This is a genomic window from Nocardia sp. CA-151230 (assembly GCF_050942175.1).
Classification (GTDB): Bacteria; Actinomycetota; Actinomycetes; order Mycobacteriales; family Mycobacteriaceae; genus Nocardia.
Genome location: NZ_CP192061.1, coordinates 1752407 through 1771339, shown reverse-complemented (window position 1 = coordinate 1771339; position 18933 = coordinate 1752407). Strand labels below are relative to the sequence as shown.

General features: G+C 68.8%; 20 protein-coding genes. 10 read left to right on the top strand and 10 right to left on the bottom strand.

Annotated features, from left to right (window positions below; genetic code table 11):
* The first annotated feature begins 43 nt into the window (after positions 1–43).
* Positions 44–937, top strand: a complete 894-nt coding sequence (locus ACQP1O_RS07865; protein WP_433565188.1) for an NAD(P)H-binding protein — start codon at positions 44–46, stop codon at positions 935–937.
* Between the two features lie 100 nt (positions 938–1037).
* Here the strand turns inward: ACQP1O_RS07865 and ACQP1O_RS07860 are convergent, their stop codons facing one another.
* Positions 1038–1850, bottom strand: coding sequence for an Fpg/Nei family DNA glycosylase (locus ACQP1O_RS07860; RefSeq protein WP_433565187.1), 813 nt, complete (start codon positions 1848–1850; stop codon positions 1038–1040).
* Between the two features lie 3 nt (positions 1851–1853).
* Entirely contained in the window at positions 1854–2324 is a 471-nt protein-coding gene (locus tag ACQP1O_RS07855; protein WP_433565186.1) for a ribose-5-phosphate isomerase, read from the bottom strand.
* 238 nt (positions 2325–2562) lie between these two features.
* Between ACQP1O_RS07855 and ACQP1O_RS07850 the strand changes: the two genes are divergently transcribed.
* The gene (locus ACQP1O_RS07850) at positions 2563–3576 is read left to right on the top strand and encodes a M48 family metallopeptidase (protein ID WP_433565185.1); all 1014 of its coding nucleotides are present in this window, start codon (positions 2563–2565) and stop codon (positions 3574–3576) included.
* 180 nt (positions 3577–3756) lie between these two features.
* Here ACQP1O_RS07850 and ACQP1O_RS07845 read toward each other — a convergent pair whose 3' ends face one another.
* Entirely contained in the window at positions 3757–4404 is a 648-nt protein-coding gene (locus ACQP1O_RS07845; protein ID WP_433565184.1) for a mycothiol-dependent nitroreductase Rv2466c family protein, read from the bottom strand.
* 169 nt (positions 4405–4573) lie between these two features.
* On the opposite strand from ACQP1O_RS07845, the gene ACQP1O_RS07840 reads away from it, so the two are divergent.
* From ACQP1O_RS07840 to ACQP1O_RS07830, 3 genes are all read left to right on the top strand, one after another.
* A complete protein-coding gene (locus ACQP1O_RS07840) occupies positions 4574–5770 on the top strand; it encodes an NAD(P)/FAD-dependent oxidoreductase (protein WP_433565183.1) in 1197 nt (398 codons plus the stop codon).
* A gap of 105 nt (positions 5771–5875) precedes the next feature.
* On the top strand, positions 5876–6277 hold the full coding sequence (locus ACQP1O_RS07835; RefSeq protein WP_354834706.1) for a YciI family protein: 402 nt from the start codon (positions 5876–5878) through the stop codon (positions 6275–6277).
* Positions 6277–7530 (top strand): RNA polymerase sigma factor, encoded by a 1254-nt coding sequence (locus ACQP1O_RS07830; RefSeq protein WP_433565182.1) that lies wholly within the window; start codon positions 6277–6279, stop codon positions 7528–7530. Before ACQP1O_RS07835 ends, ACQP1O_RS07830 begins: the two co-directional genes overlap by 1 nt.
* A 159-nt stretch (positions 7531–7689) precedes the next feature.
* On the opposite strand, the gene ACQP1O_RS07825 is transcribed toward ACQP1O_RS07830, so the two are convergent.
* A complete protein-coding gene (locus ACQP1O_RS07825) occupies positions 7690–8649 on the bottom strand; it encodes an AraC family transcriptional regulator (RefSeq protein ID WP_433565181.1) in 960 nt (319 codons plus the stop codon).
* 129 nt (positions 8650–8778) lie between these two features.
* On the opposite strand from ACQP1O_RS07825, the gene ACQP1O_RS07820 reads away from it, so the two are divergent.
* Entirely contained in the window at positions 8779–9459 is a 681-nt protein-coding gene (locus tag ACQP1O_RS07820; protein ID WP_433565180.1) for an NAD(P)H oxidoreductase, read from the top strand.
* 7 nt (positions 9460–9466) lie between these two features.
* On the opposite strand, the gene ACQP1O_RS07815 is transcribed toward ACQP1O_RS07820, so the two are convergent.
* Positions 9467–10303, bottom strand: coding sequence for a phosphoribosylaminoimidazolesuccinocarboxamide synthase (locus ACQP1O_RS07815; protein WP_433565179.1), 837 nt, complete (start codon positions 10301–10303; stop codon positions 9467–9469).
* A gap of 362 nt (positions 10304–10665) precedes the next feature.
* Between ACQP1O_RS07815 and pepN the strand changes: the two genes are divergently transcribed.
* The 4 genes from pepN to ACQP1O_RS07795 all read left to right on the top strand — a co-directional run bounded on the left by pepN (position 10666) and on the right by ACQP1O_RS07795 (position 15106).
* Complete coding sequence (gene pepN / locus ACQP1O_RS07810) at positions 10666–13257, top strand: aminopeptidase N (RefSeq protein WP_433565178.1); 2592 nt, start codon at positions 10666–10668, stop codon at positions 13255–13257.
* A 188-nt stretch (positions 13258–13445) separates the two neighbouring features.
* Positions 13446–13835, top strand: coding sequence for a hemophore-related protein (locus tag ACQP1O_RS07805; protein WP_433565177.1), 390 nt, complete (start codon positions 13446–13448; stop codon positions 13833–13835).
* A gap of 81 nt (positions 13836–13916) precedes the next feature.
* A complete protein-coding gene (locus tag ACQP1O_RS07800; RefSeq protein WP_354834686.1) occupies positions 13917–14519 on the top strand; it encodes a ClpP family protease in 603 nt (200 codons plus the stop codon).
* Positions 14516–15106 (top strand): ClpP family protease, encoded by a 591-nt coding sequence (locus ACQP1O_RS07795; protein ID WP_379382615.1) that lies wholly within the window; start codon positions 14516–14518, stop codon positions 15104–15106. The genes ACQP1O_RS07800 and ACQP1O_RS07795 overlap by 4 nt, the downstream gene beginning before the upstream one ends.
* Positions 15107–15175: 69 nt before the next feature.
* On the opposite strand, the gene ACQP1O_RS07790 is transcribed toward ACQP1O_RS07795, so the two are convergent.
* From ACQP1O_RS07790 to ACQP1O_RS07770, 5 genes are all read right to left on the bottom strand, one after another.
* The gene (locus ACQP1O_RS07790) at positions 15176–15496 is read right to left on the bottom strand and encodes a helix-turn-helix domain-containing protein (RefSeq protein ID WP_433565176.1); all 321 of its coding nucleotides are present in this window, start codon (positions 15494–15496) and stop codon (positions 15176–15178) included.
* 232 nt (positions 15497–15728) lie between these two features.
* Positions 15729–16196, bottom strand: a complete 468-nt coding sequence (locus ACQP1O_RS07785; RefSeq protein WP_433565175.1) for a DUF5130 domain-containing protein — start codon at positions 16194–16196, stop codon at positions 15729–15731.
* The gene (ctaJ, locus tag ACQP1O_RS07780; protein ID WP_433565174.1) at positions 16183–16461 is read right to left on the bottom strand and encodes an aa3-type cytochrome oxidase subunit CtaJ; all 279 of its coding nucleotides are present in this window, start codon (positions 16459–16461) and stop codon (positions 16183–16185) included. Before ctaJ ends, ACQP1O_RS07785 begins: the two co-directional genes overlap by 14 nt.
* A gap of 77 nt (positions 16462–16538) precedes the next feature.
* A complete protein-coding gene (locus ACQP1O_RS07775; RefSeq protein WP_433565173.1) occupies positions 16539–18140 on the bottom strand; it encodes a glycoside hydrolase family 13 protein in 1602 nt (533 codons plus the stop codon).
* Positions 18141–18274: 134 nt separating this feature from the next.
* The gene (locus ACQP1O_RS07770) at positions 18275–18679 is read right to left on the bottom strand and encodes a globin (RefSeq protein WP_433565172.1); all 405 of its coding nucleotides are present in this window, start codon (positions 18677–18679) and stop codon (positions 18275–18277) included.
* Positions 18680–18933: the final 254 nt, after the last annotated feature.

The following is an 18933-nucleotide window of genomic DNA, read 5'->3' as shown; positions in this document are numbered from 1 at the left end:
AAGGGTCTTGGACGCCGCGACGAACCGTCACCAGACTCGAAGCATGATCGTCATCACCTCCCCCACCGGTCAGATCGGCAGCCAGCTGCTGGACCGACTCCTCGAAACATCCACTCGCAGTGAAGAATTGCGCGTCATCGTGCGCGATCCCGGGAAACTCCCGGAGGCGATCCGCACCCGCGTCGACATCGTCACCGGATCGCACGGCGATGCCGATGTCGTGGACCGGGCCTTCGCGGGTGCGGACGCGGTCTTCTGGCTGGTCCCGCCCGACCTGTACGCGCCGAGCCTGGACGACGTGTTCGCCGGATTCACCCACGCCGCCGCGAAGGCGTTCACCACCCATGGGGTCGGGCACGTCGTCGGCGTCTCGTCGCTCGGGCGGGGCACTCCCCTCGCGGGTCGAGCCGGGCACGTGACGGCATCGCTGGCGCTGGACGATCTCATCGCGAGCACGGGCGTGGCCTATCGCGCACTGGCGAACCCGTCGTTCATGGACAACCTACTGTGGCAGGCGGTTTCGATCCGAGACGACGGCGTGTTCACCGGCGCCGAGGCCGCCGACCGCCCGACGCGGATGGTCGCCACCCGCGATATCGCCGCGGCGGCCGCCCACCTGCTGCTCGACCGCTCCTGGACGGGAACGGGTGAGGTCCCGGTACTGGGCCCGCAGGACCTGACACCGAACGAGATGGCGCACACCATGTCCGAGGTATTCGGCCGCCGAATCCGTTACCAGCAGCGATCTCTCGACGACTTCCGCGCCACACTGACCGCGCGCGGCATCGGCGACCCGATCGCGACCGCCTACGTCGACATGATGCACGCCAAGAACAGCGGCCTCGACGACGCCGTGCCCCGCACCGCCGCAACCGCGAGCCCGACAACCTTCCGCGAATGGTGCGAGCAGATCCTCGCGCCGGCGGTCCGCACATAACCACCCCGAACCGCGCGGATCTCGGCATGAGCGTGCGCCTGCGGGAACGCCGATTCGGATCCAGCCCGAGACGGTCGTGCCGCTCCAGTCCGCGACGGGTTCAGCGGGGCTGACAGGTGGGGCACCAGAACAGGTTTCGGGCGTCCAGCACCGAGTGCAGGACGGTGGTGCCGCAGAGGCGGCAGGGGTCGCCGGCGCGGCGGTAGACGTAGGTGCGGGGCTTGTCCTTGGCGTATGCCGGTGCGCCGTGGTCATCTTCGGGGCGGACCACCACGATCTTGCCGCGGCGGACGCCGACCCTCATCAGATCGACGAGGTCCGACCAGATCGCCTGCCACTCTTCGTACGAGAGCTGAGTTCCCGGACGATCGGGCGAGATGCCGTGACGGAAGAGGACTTCCGCCCGGTATACGTTACCGACCCCGGCCAGGATCTTCTGATCCATGAGCAGCGCGCCGATCGGCCGCTGGGAGCGGCGGATGCGGTCCCAGGCGCGGTCGGGTTCGGCGTCCGGGCGCAATGGGTCGGGGCCCAGGCGCGAGGTGAGCGCTTCGACCTCCGGGTCGAGCAGGATCTCGCACGCGGTGGGGCCGCGCAGGTCGGTGCCGTGCAGGTCGCCGGTGCGGCCGCCACCGATCAGGCGCATCCGGACCTCGCCGATCGGATCGTCCATGGGCACAGCGGATTCGGTGAACTTGCCGTACAGCCCCAGGTGGATGTGCAGGGTGACGCCCGAATCATAGTGGTGGAGCAGGTGTTTGCCCCACGCCTCGGCGCGGGTCAGCACCCGGCCGTTGATCAGCGCCGCGCCCTCGGCGAATCGCCCCTGCGGGCTGGAGACTCGGACCTGACCGCCGGCGAAGCGCTCGTGGTGCAGCTTCGCCAGGCGGTGCAGCGTATGACCTTCGGGCACAGGTCAGTTCGGGAGGGCCGGGGGAATGCCGGTCTTCTCGTACTCGGCGAGAATGTCGATGCGACGCTGGTGGCGCTCCTCGTTGGACCACGGGGTGGTCATGAAGGCGTCCACGATGGCGAGGGCTTCCTCGGTGCTGTGCATGCGGCCGCCGATGCCGAGCAACTGGGCGTTGTTGTGCTGGCGCGCGAGCTGCGCGGTCTCCACACTCCAGCCCAGGGCGCAGCGGGCGCCGGGCACCTTGTTGGCGGCGATCTGCTCGCCATTGCCGGAGCCGCCGAAGACGAAGCCCAGCGATCCCGGCTCGGCGACCACGCGGCGGGCGGCCTCGATGCAGAACGCCGGGTAGTCGTCGAGGGCGTCGTATTCCAGCGCGCCGCAATCGACGACATCGTGGCCCTGGCCCTCGAGGTGAGCCTTGACGTGGTTCTTCAGTTCGAAGCCGGCATGGTCGGCACCCAGGTATACGCGCATGGCTGCGATTCTGTCAGGACGCCCGCCCCCGGTCCGCAGGGGGCTCTCACCCCGGCAGCTCGTCGCGTGAGCGGCCCTGCTGCGACGACCGCGCCTCGACGCCGGTGAAACGTACTATCCAGGCATGACGTCCGACGACAGTTCACAAACGCCGAACGCCTACGGGGGGCAATCCGCTGGCGGTCTACCGGGATCGCCGCCCACCGGAAGCGCTCCGGCCTGGAATCCCGTGACCGGCATGACCGGATGGGATCCGCGGCTGGGCCCGCCGGGATGGGCTCCGCAGCAACCGTATTCGGTGCCCCCGCCGCCGGTGGTGCAGCAGACCCGGGGTCTTTCCCCGTTCGGGATGCCGGCGCGGCACAGCTGGGAGATCCCGCTGCTGGTGATCGTGATCGTGGCAACCGTGCTGGCGTATCTGTTCGCGCTGCGGCTGCTGGTGTCCGGCCATACCGGTCAGCTCGTGCTGGCCCTGGTGTTCGCGCCGCTGCTGGTCTACCTGGGCCGTGGTCTGAACTACGCGAGCCAGCGGGTGAACGGCGTGAAGATGTCGCCGACGCAGTTCCCCGAGGGCTATCGCATGGTGCAGGAGGCCGCGGCCCGGTTCGGCATGGCGAAGGTGCCCGACGCCTACGTGGTGCTGGGCAACGGCCAGATCAATGCGTTCGCCTCCGGGCACGGCTTCCGCCGCTACGTGGTGGTGTACAGCGATCTGTTCGAAATCGGCGGCGCGGCACGCAATCCCGAGGCGCTGGCCTTCATCGTCGGCCATGAGGTCGGGCACATCGCCGCCGGGCACGTCTCGTACTGGCGGCAGCTGGGCATGTTCATGGTGCCGTTCCTGCCGATCCTGGGCAGCTCGCTGATCCGCTCCCAGGAGTACACCGCCGACAACCACGGCTTCTGCAACCGGCCGCAGGGTGCGCCCCCGGCCATGCAGACGCTGGCGGGCGGCAAGTACCTGAACAATCTGGTCGGTTTCGACGAGATGGCCGACCGGGCGGCCCAGGAGAAGGGCTTCTTCGTCTGGATCGTGAACGCCATGTCCAGTCATCCGGTCTTGACCTGGCGCATGTGGGCGCTGCGCGACCGCAGCCGCCACGGCAAGCTGTTCTGGCGCCCCGACGCGCCGCAGCGTCCGGTCGCGGCCCCGCCCTATGGCGGGTACCAGCCGCCGCACCCGGGCGGATACGGCGGTCCGCCGCCCGGATATGGCGATACCACCACATATCACGAGTACCGGCCGCAATGACGTCTCGCGACAGCGAGATCGGGCGAATTCTCCAAATATGTGACGGAACAACTTATTTCGTGAGACGAGGGTGCCTCCCCAGGTACGGCCGGAATCGGGTTGCTGTTCGACCGCGGGCACGCGTGCCCGCCGGTGAACGGCTCTCATCCGTGCGCTGAAGACCCGGGGAGGCAGGGGAGCTCAGTCGAAGACGGGATCCTCGGTGCGGGTCCGCTTGAGCTCGAAGAAGTGCGGGTAGGCGGCCAGCGCGACCGCGCCGTCCCACAGCTTGCCCGCCTCCTCCCCGCGCGGGATGCGCGAGAGCACCGGCCCGAAGAAGGCGACGTCATTGATGTGGATGGTCGGCGTGCCGACATCCGGGCCGACCTTGTCCATGCCGGCGTGGTGCGAGGCGCGCAGCGCCTCGTCGAAGTCGGTGCCCTTGGCGGCCTCGGCCAGCTCGGCCTGCAGGCCAACCTCGGCCAGCGACTCGGCGATGATCTGGGCGAGCAGATCCGCGCGGGAGACGTCCTCACGCTCGTACTCGGCACGGCGGTTGTGCAGGCGAGTGCCCATGGCGGTGTACAGCGGGGCCAGCACCTTGTCGCCGTGCGCCTGGGCCGCCGCGATGGCGACTCGCACCGGGCCCCAACCGGTCGCGAGCAGCTCCTCGTACTGCGGGGGCAGGCCCTCGCGGCCTTCGTTCAGCACGGACAGGCTCATCACGTGGAAGTGCGTCTCGATATCGCGTACCTGCTCGACCTCGAGGATCCAGCGGGAGGTGATCCAGCACCACGGGCACAGCGGGTCGAACCAGAAGTCGACCCGGTCCTTCTTGGTGTCGCTCACAGGGAAATCCTTTCGCAGTCGATCGACGGCCGAGGGCAGGGCCGTACTCAATGCGCAACAACCCCGATTGTTGCCGATATTTCCGCTCCACCCGACTACACCCGGGCTAGGGTCGGACTATCGGCCTCATCGACGGCGGTCCCGACCGTACTAGCAGGGAGGTTTCGGCATGACCACATCCAGGTTCGTCATCGCGGGCGGTGGACTGGCCGCCGCAAAGCTCGCGGAAGCCTTGCGGGCCAATGATTTCGATGGTTCGGTCACGCTCGTCAGCGCGGAGGATCATCTGCCGTACGAGCGGCCGCCGCTGTCCAAGGAGCATCTGCTGGGCAAGAAGGCGCTCAGCGACTTCACCGTGGATACGGCGCAGTGGTATCGCGACCATCATGTCGAGATGATGCCCGGCACCACCGTCACCGCGCTGGATCGCGGTACCAAAACCATTGCGCTGCCGGACGGTACGACACTGCCCTACGACAAGCTGGCGCTGGCCACCGGTTCGCGGCCGCGGCTGCTGCGCCTGCCCGGCGCGGACGCCGAGGGCGTGTACATGCTGCGCACCATCGAGGAGTCCGACGCCTTGCTCGCGATGTTCGCCACCGCGCGGCGGCTGGCCGTCATCGGCGCGGGATGGATCGGGCTCGAGGTGACCGCCGCCGCTCGCGCCGCGGGCGTGGAAGTGACTGCGCTGGAAGCGGAATCGGTGCCGCTGCTGGCCGCACTCGGGGCCGAGATGGGCGCGGTGTTCGCCGATCTGCACCGCGCGCACGGAGTGGATCTGCGGCTCGGGGTGAGGGTCGGCGAGATCACCACCGCCGATGGCCGGGCCACCGGCGTGCGGCTCGACGACGGCACCCACATCGAGGCGGACGCGGTGCTGGTCGCCGTGGGTGCGCGGCCCAATATCGAGCTGGCCGCCGATGCCGGGCTGGCGGTCGGCAGCGGCGTCCTGGTCGACGAGAGCCTGGCCACCAGCGACCCGGATATCGTCGCGGTCGGTGACATCGCCGATCAGCAGCATCCGGTGCTGGGGCAGCGAATCCGGGTGGAGCACTGGGCGAATGCACTCAACCAGCCCGCGGTGGCGGCTATGACCATGCTGGGCAAGCCCGCCGTGTACGACCGGCTGCCCTACTTCTTCACCGATCAGTACGACCTCGGGATGGAGTACACCGGGTACGTAGCGCCCAGCCGGCAGGCGCGCGTGGTGGTACGCGGCGACCTCGGCAAGCGCGAGTTCGTGGCGTACTGGCTGAACTCGGGAAACCGGGTGCTGGCCGGGATGAACGTGAATGTCTGGGATGTGCAGGACAAGATCAAGCAGCTGATCCTGAGCGGCGAGGCCGTGAACCCCGAAGAGCTGTGACGACCATCACATGATCCGGAGTGCGGAGTACGTCGTCCCGGCGTACTGGGCTCCGACCTCCGGACGAGAGCGCCCGCAGGGGCGCACCGACAAAAGGAGCCGACCGTGAAGTACATCCTGATCAAGACCTACTCCGCCGCCGCCTACTGCGACACCCCGATCAACGAGTGGGCGCCCGAGGAGATCCAGGCCCACATCGACTTCCAGCGCGCCCTCGGCGAGGAGCTGGCCAAGTCCGGCGAACTCGTCGACGCCCAGGGCCTCGCCGACCCGGGCCAGGCGCGCACCGTCACGTCCGACGGCCGTTCCGCGCCGGTGGTCACCGACGGGCCCTTCCCCGAGACCAAGGAGTTCCTGGCCGGGTTCTGGATCGTCGATGTCGACAGCCCGGACCGCGCGCTCGAGATCGCGGCCAAGGCGTCGGCCGCGCCCGGCCCCGGCGGCAAGCCGATCGGCGAGTACATCGAGATCCGCCCGATCATGAGCGCGCCCGCCGCCGATCTCTGATGCCGGGCACCGCGATCGAGGACCTGTTGCGCGACCTCGCGCCGCAGGTCCTCGGCACCCTCGTCCGCCGCTACGGCGACTTCGACGCCGCCGAGGACGCCCTCCAGGAGGCCCTTCTCGCCGCCGCCACCCAGTGGCCCACCGACGGCCTGCCCGACAACCCGCGCGGCTGGCTCATCCAGGTCGGCGCGCGGCGTCTCATCGATACCATCCGCGCGGAATCGGCCCGCCGAAACCGCGAGGCCGCCAATGCCATCCGCGATCCCGAACGACTCGGTGCCGCCGCCCCCGATGCGGCCGACGCCGTCATCGAAGATCGCGACGACACGCTGACGCTGTTCTTCCTGTGCTGCCATCCGGCCTTGTCGCCCGCGAGTGCGATCGCGCTGACGCTGCGGGCGGTGGGCGGGCTCACCACCGAGGAGATCGCGCGAGCCTTCCTGCTACCGGAAAAGACCATGGCGCAGCGGATTACGCGAGCGAAGAAGCGCCTGGCTGCCGAGGAGCGACCCTTCGCCATGCCCGCGGGTTCGAACGGGCAACGGGAGGAATGGAATGAGCGACTCGGCAGTGTGCTGCGGGTGCTCTATCTGATCTACACCGAGGGGCACACCAGCGGTGGCGAGCGACTGCGGCGGGGCGATCTGTCGAGCGAGGCGATTCGGTTGACGCGGGCCCTGTCCCGCGTCCTGCCGGATGATCCGGAGGTCACCGGGTTGCTCGCATTGCTGCTGCTGACCGATGCCCGGCGGGCGGCGCGCACCGGAAGTCGCGGCGAACTCATCCCGCTCGCCGAACAGGATCGCGCCCTCTGGGATCGCGACATGATCATCGAGGGCGTGCGACTGGCGACCGCGTCGGTGCGCAGCGGCCTCATCGGCCCGTACCAGATCCAGGCCGCCATCGCCGCCCTGCACGCCCAGGCGCTGCGCCCCGAGGACACCGACTGGCCCCGAATCCTGCTGCTGTACAACGCCCTCGAACGCCAGTCCCCCAACCCGATGGTGACCCTCAACCGCGCGGTCGCCACCGCCATGGTCCACGGCCCCCAGGCGGGCCTGGACCTCACCGACACCCTCACCGACTCGCTCGCGGGCAACCATCGCCTCGACGCCGTCCGCGGCCACCTCCACGAAATGGCCGGCGAACCAGACGAAGCCATCGCCGCCTACACCGCCGCCGCCCGCCACACCACCAGCCTCCCCGAACGCGACTACCTCACCATCCGCGCCGCCCGCCTCCGCCGCCAGTGACCGGCCCGTCGTTGTGCGGCCGACGTTTCTCATTGCGGCGCGGATTGTTCCGCGCCATCGCGCCGCGCTCGCGGCATGCGCCCGGGTCCATCACCGTTCGCTGCGCAGCGGTGGTATGGCTGGAAGGGCTGCCGCACCGCGTTCAGGTACCGCTACAGGTCAGGCAGCGGTAGCGCGGAAGGCGGTGGGGCTCTGGCCGCGGTGGCGTTTGAAGGCGGCGGAGAAGCCGAACGGGTCGGCGTAGCCGAGGGATTTGGCGATCTGCGCGATGGTGAGGTCGGTGGCGGTGAGGAGTTCCTCGGCCTCGTGCATGCGGGATTCGGTCAGGTAGGCCAACGGCGGCCGGCCCACGACGGCCGTGAATCGCTTGGCGAAAAGTGAACGGGAGACCCGGGATTCGGCGGCAAGGGTGGCGACGGTCCAGGGTGCGCCGGGGGTGGTGTGGATGGCGGTCAGGGCTGGGCCCACGATCGGGTCGGACAGTCCGCGGAACCAGCCCGGGGCGGCGGGACCGGCCTGGTCGAACCAGGTGCGCAGGGTGCAGACCAGGCTCCAGTCGAGGAGGCGGTCCACCATGGCCTGCGAACCGGCGCTCTGATCGACGGCGGAGGCCGCGGCGGATTCGATCCAGCCACACGTGTCGAAGTCGTCGGTGACCACCAGGACGGGCGGGAGCGAATGCAGCAGGCGTTCGTTCCGGCGGGCCGAGGTGCGGTAGGCACCGACCATCAGGGCGGTGGCATTCGCCTCACTGCCCCAATGGATTCCGGACAGCTCCTCGGCGGTGCACGCGGAATCGCCGGTGAAGCAGGAGATCTCGTACTCAGCGGGCTTCCCGTCGCGGCAATCCTGGTGAGTCTTCAGGTCCGCAGCGTCCGTCGGGGTCCGGAACCCGTCCGATACCAGGTGGAAGGTCTGCAGTCCACGCACCAGCGCGGTATCGCCGACCGCGAGCGGCCTGCTGCCGCCGTCGGGTGTGCGCAGGGTGCCGCCGCCGCGCAGGACCGTGATCATGGTCAGCGGAGCGTGGTCGGCAAAGCGGATGGTCCACGGTGCAGGCATCACGGCGTGCGTCACCACCGAACCCTCGGCCCGAATACCGCTCAGCAGCTTGCTCATGGGATCCACTCGAACGAGCGTAGACGAATTCCTATCCAGCAGAGCGCTTTGCCTATGGATCGTCCACGCGGAGACGGGTGTACTGGGAACACCGGAACGTAGTATCGCCCCGATCCAGGAGGAAATCCCTTGTCGCACAATGATACCCGTCAGCATAACGCCCTGGTGGTGATCGCTCACCACCGATCCGATTCCCTGACCGCCCACATCGCCCGCCGGACCGTCGCCCGGCTCGAGTCCGCCGGACACCGCGTCGACCTGCTGGATCTGCGGGCCGAGGGCTTCGACCCGCGCATGACCGAGGCCGACCAGCCCGACTGGGGTAATCGAGAGAAGACCTACTCCCCCGAGGTCCATCTGCACATGGACCGCATCCTGGCCGCCGATGTCGTGATCGCCGTCTTCCCGGTCTACTGGGCGAGCGTCCCCGCGCTGCTCAAGGGCTGGATCGATCGGGTGTGGAACTACGGATTCGCCTACGGCCGCAGCAAGCCTCGCCTCGCGGGCAAGCGCATGCTGTGGCTCGGCCTGGGCGGGGTCGCCGCGGGCGATCCGACCGTCGACTTCATACAGCAGGCACTGGAGGGCCAGCTCAGCATGGGAATCGCCTACTACTGCGGATTCTCGTACTCCGCCGTCGGCTTGCTCCCCGATGCGGAGGAGCGCCGCCAGCGCCTCGATGCCGACGGGCAGCTCCTCATCGACGCGGCCACCGTCGGCGCGGAACGCGTGGCCCAGTACTCCGAGCTGGAGCGCCGGGCCGACGCATTCGTCACGGACTTCCTTGCCGCCGAACCGGTTCCGGCCTAGCCCGGGCCTAGCCCTGAACGCCGCTCCAGGTATTGCCCGTGATGAGCTCGTAGGCCGCGACGTACTTCTGGCGGGTCACCTCGATCACCTCGGCCGGAATCTCCGGGCCCGGGTACTCCTTGTTCCATCCGGTGGAGGTCGACCAGTCGCGGACGAACTGCTTGTCGAACGACTTCTGCGGGCGGCCGGGCTCGTAGTCGTCGGCGGGCCAGAAGCGGGAGGAGTCCGAGGTCAGCACCTCGTCGCCGACGGTGAGAACGTCTCCGTCCCAACCGAGTTCGATCTTCGTGTCGGCGATGATGACCCCGCGCGCGGCAGCGTGCTCGGCACCGCGGGCATAGATCTCGAGGGTCAGGCCGCGCAACTGCTCGGCGACCTCCCTGCCCTCCTGGTTCACCACGTCCGCGAAGCTGATGGGCTCGTCGTGCCCGGCGTCGGCCTTGGTGGTGGGGGTGAAGATGGGTTCGGGCAACTTGTCGCCGTCACGCAGGCCGGGCGGCAGCGCGATGCCGGACACGGTGCCGGAGCGCTGGTATTCGGCCAGGCCACCGCCGGTCAGGTAGCCGCGCGCGATGCACTCCACCTTCAGCATCTTCAGCGGCTTGACGCGCACCCCGCGGCCCGCGAACTCGGCGGGCACGTCGGTGGTGGACAGAATGTGGTTGGGAACATCGGAGAAGAAGCCGAACCACCAGTTGGACAGCTGGGTGAGCAGCGCGCCCTTGTCCGGAATCGGGGTCGGCAGCACCACGTCGTACACCGACACCCGGTCGGATGCGACCAGGATCAGCGAATCGCCGTCCTCGTACAGGTCGCGCACCTTACCGGCGTGGATGTGCTTCAACGGTCCTCCTCGTGCTGGGCGATTGCTGCCGCCGCAGAGCTTACCGACGGGCACCGTCCGCCTCGACGCCCGGTCGAACGCCCGATCGCATTCGACCTGGAGCAACCGGACCGCGCGGGTCGGAACCACCGGCCCGCGCGGGTCGGGAACCACCGGCCCGCGCGCGGGCCCGAGCCACGGGTCGGCGGGACGTGGCATTGTGGGGAACGTCGTATCCGCGCCGGGTCGTGAGTGGAGAATTGTTCGGTCCGCTCGATACCTCGCGCGGGCGCATCGCATCCCGCACCGAGCCCTGGGCAGCACCGCTCAGCGATCCGGGTGCACCTGCACGGCAGAAGTTCTCCGAGAGCTAAGGAGCCCCCTTGTCCGCACCGAATCTCACCCGCGAGCAGGCGATCGAACGCGCCGCGACGGTCCAGGTGGAGAACTACCGGGTCGAACTGGACCTGACCGGACAGCCCACCGGTGCCGAAGAGCCGCGCAGGGAGACCTTCCACTCGAAGTCCACGGTGACCTTCACCGCGACCCCGGGTGCGCAGACCTTCATCGACTTCGTGGGCGCGGGTGTGCGCTCGGCCGTGCTCAACGGCGTGGCCCTGGATGTGAGCGGCTACGACGAGGAGCAGGGCCTCACCCTGCCGAACCTGGCCGCGAACAACGAGCTCGTCATCCAGGCCGACGGCGAGTACTCGAACACCGGTGAGGGCCTGCACCGCTTCGTCGACCCCACCGACAACAAGGTCTACCTGTACTCGCAGTTCGAAACCGCCGACTGCAAGCGCATGTTCGCCTGCTTCGACCAGCCCGACCTCAAGGCCACCTACGACGTGATCGTCACCGCGCCCGAGGACTGGGAGGTCATCTCCAACGGCGCGGTCACCGACACCCACACCATCGGCACCGTGGTCCGCCACACCTTCGCCACCACCCCGCGCATGAGCACCTACCTGGTCGCGCTCATCGCCGGTCCGTACGCGAAGTGGACCGACTCGTACAGCGATTCGCACGGTGAGATCCCGCTCGGCATCTACTGCCGCGCCTCGCTGGCCGAATTCATGGACGCCGAACGGCTTTTCACCGAGACCAAGCAGGGCTTCGGCTTCTACCACACCAATTTCGGTGTGCCCTATGCCTTCGGCAAGTACGACCAGCTGTTCGTGCCCGAATTCAATGCGGGCGCCATGGAGAACGCGGGCGCGGTCACCTTCCTCGAGGACTATGTCTTCCGCTCCAAGGTAACTCGCGCCTCCTACGAGCGCCGCTGCGAGACGGTGCTGCACGAGATGGCGCACATGTGGTTCGGCGACCTGGTCACCATGAAGTGGTGGGACGACCTGTGGCTGAACGAGTCGTTCGCCACCTTCGCCTCGGTGCTGTGCCAGGTCGGCGCGACCGAATACACCAATGCCTGGACCACTTTCGCCAATGTCGAGAAGTCGTGGGCGTACCGGCAGGACCAGTTGCCCTCGACCCACCCGATCGCCGCCGACATCCCGGACCTGGCCGCGGTCGAGGTGAACTTCGACGGCATCACCTACGCCAAGGGCGCGTCCGTGCTCAAGCAGCTGGTGGCCTACGTCGGTGAGGAGCCGTTCCTGGCCGGTCTGCGCGACTACTTCACCGAACACGCCTACGGCAACGCCACATTCGACGATCTGGTGGGCGCGCTGGAGAAGGCGTCCGGCCGCGACCTGTCCGACTGGGGCGCGCAGTGGCTCAAGACCACCGGCCTGAACATCCTGCGCCCGGACTTCACCGTGGACACGGACGGCAACTTCGCGTCCTTCGCGGTCGTCCAGCAGGGCGCGGAGCCCGGCGCCGGTGAGCGCCGCGTGCACCGCCTGGCCATCGGCGTCTACGACGACCAGGACGGAAAGCTGGTGCGCACCAAGCGCGTCGAGCTCGACATCGATCCCGCCGAGCGCACCGAGGTGCCCGAGCTGGTCGGCGTCGGCCGGGGCAAGCTGGTGCTGGTCAACGACGACGACCTCACCTACTGCTCGGTTCGCCTGGACGCCGGCTCCCTCGACACGGTGGTGGCGCGCATCGCCGATATCGCCGACCCGCTGCCCCGCACGCTGGCCTGGTCGGCCGCCTGGGAGATGACCCGGCAGGCCGAGATGAAGGCCCGCGATTTCGTGGCGCTGGTGCAGCGCGGCGTCGGCGCGGAAACCGAGATCGGTGTCGTCCAGCGGCTGCTCATGCAGGCCGGCACCGCGCTCGGCGCCTACGCCGACCCCGAGTGGGCGCGCGCCGAGGGCTGGCCCGCCTACGCCGACCGCCTGCTGGAACTGGCCCGTGCCGCCGGTGCGGGATCGGACCACCAGCTGGCGTTCGTCAACGCGCTGACCGGTGCGCTGCTCTCGCCGCAGCACATCCAGGTGCTGCGCCGGCTGCCCGCCGGTGACCCGGAGGGCGTCGGCCTGCCTGGCCTGACCGTCGACACCGACCTGCGCTGGCGCATCACCCAGGCGCTCGCGGCCGCCGGGGCCATCGACGCCGACGGCATCGAAACCCCGCTCATCGACGCGGAACTCGCGGGCGACGACACCGCCGCGGGCCGCCGCCAGGCCGCCGCCGCGGCCACCGCCCGCCCGCAGGCGGCGGTCAAGAAATCGGCGTGGGACACCGTCATGGGCGACGACACGGTGCCGAACATCACCGCCCGCGCCATCGTCACCGGTTTCGCCCCGGCGGGCCAGGCCGCGCTGCTGGCCCCGTACGTGGAGCGCTACTTCGCCGAGATCGCGTCGGTGTGGGAGCGCCGGTCCAGCGAGGTCGCCCAGACGGTCGTGGTGGGGCTGTACCCGCACTGGGCCGTCACCGAGGAGGCCGTGGCGGTGGCCGACAAGTTCCTCGCCGGTGATCACCCGCCGGCGCTGCGCCGCCTGGTAGTGGAGGGCAAGGCGGGCATCGAGCGCTCGCTGCGCGCCCGCGCCTTCGACCGCAGCTAGAAAGCACTGCACGGCAGCATATTTCGACCGTCACAGCCCCTCCCGAATCCGTTCGGGAGGGGCTGTCGGCTGTCCGGGGCCGCCGACTGAAGAGTCGCTGAAGAAGCCCCGCCGGACGGGGTCTGCCAGGCCCGGAGTCCGACATGATCGGTGCCGCAAGCCATCCCGACCGAATGAGGCCATCCACCATGACATCCTGGACCCGTCACGCCGCCGCCGCTCTCGCCGTCACCGGAATCTGCTCCGCCGCAGTGCTTTCCGGCACCGGGGTGGCTGCCGCCGACGACGATGACTCGCTCACCCGTTCCACCTGCAGCTGGGCCCAGATCGACGCCACCCTCGAGGATCAGGATCCGGTGCTGGCCCGGCTCATCGACGGCCACCTGGAACTCACCTCCGGGCTCGCGGTGATGTACCAGCTGCCGCCCGAGGCCCGGCCCGAGTCCTTCTTCCGCATCGTGTCCCAGTACCCCGACGTCGAGGACCGCATCGAGCACATCCGCCGCGACCACGCCCCCGGCAGCGAACCCGTGCGGGCCAAGTTCGACCGCGTCGCCGACACCTGCCACCGGCACTAGCCCGGCAGACGCTGCTGTGGGCGGATCCGCCCACAGCAGCGCGGCAGGACTTCCGGCGGTCCGCTCCGGCACCGTGAAGGCATGGCAGAGAACAAAACTCCGATGTTCAACTGGCACACCAGGGAACAGCTCTTCGCCCGCCGGGTGCTGGTGCTGGACGGACCGCTCGACGACGACAACGGCACGCTGCTCATGACCCAGCTGCTCACGCTGGCGGCCGAGGATCCCGAGGCCGACATCTCGCTGTGGATCCATTCGCCCGGCGGGTCCGTGCCCGCCATGCTCGCCATCCGCGACGTCATGCGGCTGGTGCCGGGCACGGTGTCCACACTGGCCCTCGGATTGGCCTGCAGCGCGGGACAATTCCTGCTGTCGGCGGGGACACCCGGGCACCGCTACGCCCTGCCGCACGCCCGCATCCTCATGCACCAGGGTTCGGCGGGCATCGGCGGCAGTGCCGTCGAGGTGGAGGTGCAGGCCGACGACCTGCGCTACACCGTGCAGACGGTGCTCGGCCTGATCGCCGCCGACACCGGCCAGCCCTACGACCAGGTCTTCGAGGACTCGCTGCACGACCGCTGGTTCACCGCGACGCAGGCCCGCGAGTACGGCTTCATCGACGGCATCGTGGACTCCTTCCACCAGGTCGTCCCGCAGCGCCAGAAGCTGGGGATCTCGGCATGAGCAGCTACACGATTCCCAATGTGATCGCCCGCGACCCGCGCGGCGAGCGGATCATGGACGTTTACTCGCATCTGCTCACCGAACGCATCGTCTATCTCGGCACGCCCATCGACTCCGGTGTCGCCAATGCCCTGATCGCCCAGCTCCTCCACCTGGACGCGGAAAGCCCGGGCCAGGACATCAACCTCTACATCAATTGCGAGGGCGGCGACCTGCCTGCCATGCTCGCGGTCTACGACACCATGCAGCACATCCAGTCCCCCGTGGTGACCACCTGCGTCGGCCAGGCGATCGCGGTGGGCGCGGTGCTGCTGGCCGGCGGCGCGAAGGGCCGCCGCAATGTCCTCCCGCACTCCCGAATCGTCCTGCACCAGCCCGCGATTCGAGGTCAGGGCACCATCCCCGACCTGATCCTGCAGGCCGACGAAATCGTCCGCATGCGCGCCCAGATCGAAGCCATCCTCGCCACCCACACCGGCCAGTCCGCGGAAACCCTGCGCCGCGACACCGACCGGGACCGGGTCTTCACCGCGCAAACGGCGCTCGACTACGGCCTGGCCGACCATCTCCTCGGCCCCCGCGCCTGAACGCCCACGAGCATGCGCTGGTGCACGCACAACGCCGAAAAGGCAGGTGCGCCAACGCCTGCTCGTGGATCAGGCGGCCAGCAGGACGGGGGAGATCGCCAGCGGCGAGATGGCCGGGTGCCGGGCCGGGGTGGGACGGGCGCGAAGCAGGTCCTCGGCCACCTGCCGTGTGAGCGAACCCAGGCTGGTGCCCAGAGCCCCGGCCAAGGCCGCGATCATCTCGCTGGAAGGCTCCTTGCGCCCCCGTTCGACCTCGGACAGGTACTGCGGCGAAATACCGGCCCGCCCAGCGGTTTCCGTCAGCTTCTCCCCCCGCTCCAGCCGAAGCGAGCGCAACTGACCGCCGAGCGCCTCCCGCCACAGCGGCTCGCGTACCGGCGCCGGACGCACCGCACGTGCCCCTCCGTCGAGACCACCGGGAATTGCTTTCAAACGTGGATGCTCGGCCATCTCCCGAGCGTAAATTCCCCCACCCCGCCCCCGCGCCCCGATCTGCTCAGGGCGAAATGCGGGGCGTGCGGGGGTCGGTGCGCGACCTTCATCCCTCGGGGTTCGGGGGCTGAGCCCCCAAACGTCCCTTGGGGTTTCAGGGGCGAAGCCCCCGAGAAGTGCCGAGAGTCGGCTAGACCCGCCCGATGGCGGCGGCCATCACGCGCACGGCCGAGACCAGGCCGTCGATCAGCTCGCCCTGACGGAAGGAGCTGGTGGCGGCGGTGGCGCCGAGCTGGCAGACGCGGTCGTTGGCGCGTTCGGCGACGTCGCGGCCGGAGCGTACCTCGACGGAGCTGGTGTTCGGGTCCACCGCGATGAGCACCGAGCGGGCGGCGTCGGGGGTGGAGGGGAACAGGGCGTCCACGCCGGCGGCCGAGTCGGAGCCCAGGTCACCGATGTAGATGTTGAAGCGCACCTTGGTGGCGCGGGTGGCGTCGGTGAGCGCATTGTCCATGAGCAGCCGCTCGCGGTCGCTGAACGGCGCTTCCTTGAAGACGTCGCCGGCCTCGTGCACACCGGAGACACGTCCACTCGTGGTGATCGCGTAACCGTGGGGTAGGTCGGCCTCGTCCACCGCGGGCCAATTAGAACTTGCCACTTGCCCGGCCTCCGATCAGCTCCGCGTGGGCGGATTCGATAGCCGCATGGTCACCATGCGAATCAGCAGTGTCGTGGTGGCCGGATCCGGTCACCTCGTCGGTCGCGCTCCACAGCACCGGGGGCTGGGTCCACTTCGCACCGAGTTCGTAGTGTTCCGGCTTCTTGCCGGGCAGCGGCTTGCCGAGGAACGACAATCCGGCGATCAACAGATAGATCGCGACCGGGATGCCGACGTAGATCAGCACTGTCTGGAGAATGCTCACGGGCCAACGGTAGTCGATGCCCGTGTGACTACTACGACCGGTAAGGGGTAGTGCGGCCGTGTCGTGACAAACCTCTTTCAGACCAGCCAGGCCGTCGAGTTCGCCGGAAGTTCTCGCCGCGCATTGATCGCCGCGCTCGCCAGCAGCACCTCGCCCGCGGGGAGCAGGATCGGCGCATCGGTGGCATTGAGCACGCACAGCAGACCGCCCTCGCGCCGGAAGGCGAGGCAGCCGGGCGGACTCGAGTACCACTCCAGCTCGAATCCCCCGAATTCCGGCCGGACGGCCCGCAATTCGATCGCCATCCGGTACAGCGACAGCATGGAATCCAGTCGCTCCAGCTGCGCCTCCACGGTCAGCGCCACCCACTCCGGCGGCATGGGCAGCCACGGCACCCCTGTCGTGAACCCGAACGGCGGCGACTCCCCCTCCCACGGCAGCGGCACCCGGCACCCGTCCCGGCCGCGCTCGGTGTGCCCGGAGCGCTCCCAGGTGGGGTCCTGCAGCGCCCACTCGGGGAGGTCGTCCACATTGGCCAGCCCCAATTCGGCTCCGTTGTAGACGAATACGCTGCCCGGCAGCGCCAGCTCCAGCAGGATCATGGCCCGCGCCCGCGCCTGCCCGACGAGCCCGCCGCCATAGCGGGTGACCTCGCGCTCGATGTCGTGGTTGGACAGCGTCCAGGTGGGCGTCGCGCCGACCCCGGCCACCGCGCGCAGCGAATTGTCCACGGCCGCGCGGATCCGATCCGGCCGGAAGGGCGTCTGGGCGAGCCGGAAATTGAAGGCCAGGTGCAGTTCGTCGGGCCGGACGTATTCGCCGAAGCGGGTGTTGTCGTCGACCCACACCTCGCCGATGGCGACCGCGTGCGGATACTCGTCCATCACCTTCCGGATCCGGCGGTGGATGTCGTGCGCGCCGGGGTTGTTGAAGCGCGGATCGTCGTCCTCGAGGTGGAGCATCCGCATGTCGACGCGTTCCATATCGGGCAGGCCCGGGGGTTTGGCCATGCCGTGGGCCACGTCGATCCGGAAACCATCCACGCCGCGGTCCAGCCAGAACCGCAGGGTTTGTTCGAAATCGGCTGCGACCTCGGGGTTTTCCCAATTCAGGTCGGGTTGTTCGGCGGCGAAGATGTGCAGGTACCACTGCCCCGGACTACCGTCCGGTTCGGTCACCCGGGTCCAGGCCGGACCGCCGAAGATGCTCGGCCAGTTGTTCGGCGGCACAGCGCCGTCCGGCCCGCGGCCGTCGCGGAAGAGGTACCGCGCCCGCTCCGGACTCCCCGGCCCCGCCGCCAGCGCCGCCCGGAACCACGGATGCTGATCGCTGGTGTGGTTGGGCACCAGGTCCATGGTCACCCGCATGGCCCGGTCGTGCGCCTCGGCGATGATCTCGTCGAGCGCCTCGAGGCCACCGAACAGCGGGTCGATATCGCGCGGGTCCGACACGTCGTAGCCGCCGTCGGCCATGGGCGAGCGCATCACCGGGCAGATCCACAGCGCGTCCACCCCGAGTAGCTCGAGATAGCCCAGGCGGTCACGTACTCCACCCAGATCGCCGATACCGTCACCGCCGGAATCGGCGAAGGAACGCGGGTAGACCTGGTAGAACACTGCCGATCGCCACCACGGGGCCGGATCGGCCCCGCCCCCGGCTCCGGCGGAAAAATCAGTCACAGCCGTAATGGTGCCAAAGCACAGTGACTTTCGCGGGCGCGTCGAACGGACTTGTCCAGTTTCAGCAAATGATCAGCGGGCAGCTGCGGGCGCCGGGAAACACTGTGGGGCGCTGGTATTTCTGCGTATCGAACTCAGAAAGGCGAGTTGATCAGCGAATTAGCGGCCATCTCGAAGTAGTCGAGCAGCTGCTGCCGGTGCGCATCGTCGAGCACCTCCGGCTCGATCTCCGCCACCCCGATGCGCATGGCTTGCAGCCACGCGTCCCGCTCGATCGGCCCGACCTTGAACGGCATGTGCCGCATCCGAAGGCGCGGATGCCCACGCTCATCGGAGTAGGTCCGCGGCCCGCCCCAGTACTGCTCCAGGAACATCCGCAGGCGTCGCTCGGCCGGGCCCAGGTCCTGCTCCGGATACAGCGGCCGCAACACCTCGTCCTGCGCCACCTCGCGGTAGAACGCCGCGACGATCCGATGGAACGTCTTCTCGCCGCCCACGGCTTGATAGAAGGAGGTTGCAGTCTGCTCGCCGGAAGTCACGTCCCCATTGTGCCCACTCCCGCGACATCCCGTCCGCGTGCACCCTCGATGCGGCCCATCGACGCCCCTCAGCACAGCGTTCGCAGCTCGGAACAGCCTTTCTCGACACCCGGCCGGCCCGCGTGCAAGATTGTCACGTCCCGTTCATCCGAATGTGCCCGACAATGTGCGAAATCACCGTGCAATGTGCGGCGAGTCATGGTCAACTGGGTGGCAGTCTGCCGAGATACCACACAATCGGACGAATACGAAAC

What these genes read in the sequence shown, in the direction of transcription:
- ACQP1O_RS07795 (WP_379382615.1), top strand. Translation starts at nt 14,516, where the DNA reads ATGAGCAGCTACACGATTCCCAATGTGATCGCCCGCGACCCGCGCGGC.
- ACQP1O_RS07865 (WP_433565188.1), top strand. Translation starts at nt 44, where the DNA reads ATGATCGTCATCACCTCCCCCACCGGTCAGATCGGCAGCCAGCTGCTG.
- ACQP1O_RS07825 (WP_433565181.1), bottom strand. Translation starts at nt 8,649, where the DNA reads ATGAGCAAGCTGCTGAGCGGTATTCGGGCCGAGGGTTCGGTGGTGACG.
- ACQP1O_RS07840 (WP_433565183.1), top strand. Translation starts at nt 4,574, where the DNA reads ATGACCACATCCAGGTTCGTCATCGCGGGCGGTGGACTGGCCGCCGCA.
- ACQP1O_RS07855 (WP_433565186.1), bottom strand. Translation starts at nt 2,324, where the DNA reads ATGCGCGTATACCTGGGTGCCGACCATGCCGGCTTCGAACTGAAGAAC.
- ACQP1O_RS07830 (WP_433565182.1), top strand. Translation starts at nt 6,277, where the DNA reads ATGCCGGGCACCGCGATCGAGGACCTGTTGCGCGACCTCGCGCCGCAG.
- ACQP1O_RS07850 (WP_433565185.1), top strand. Translation starts at nt 2,563, where the DNA reads ATGACCGGATGGGATCCGCGGCTGGGCCCGCCGGGATGGGCTCCGCAG.
- ACQP1O_RS07805 (WP_433565177.1), top strand. Translation starts at nt 13,446, where the DNA reads ATGACATCCTGGACCCGTCACGCCGCCGCCGCTCTCGCCGTCACCGGA.
- ACQP1O_RS07800 (WP_354834686.1), top strand. Translation starts at nt 13,917, where the DNA reads ATGGCAGAGAACAAAACTCCGATGTTCAACTGGCACACCAGGGAACAG.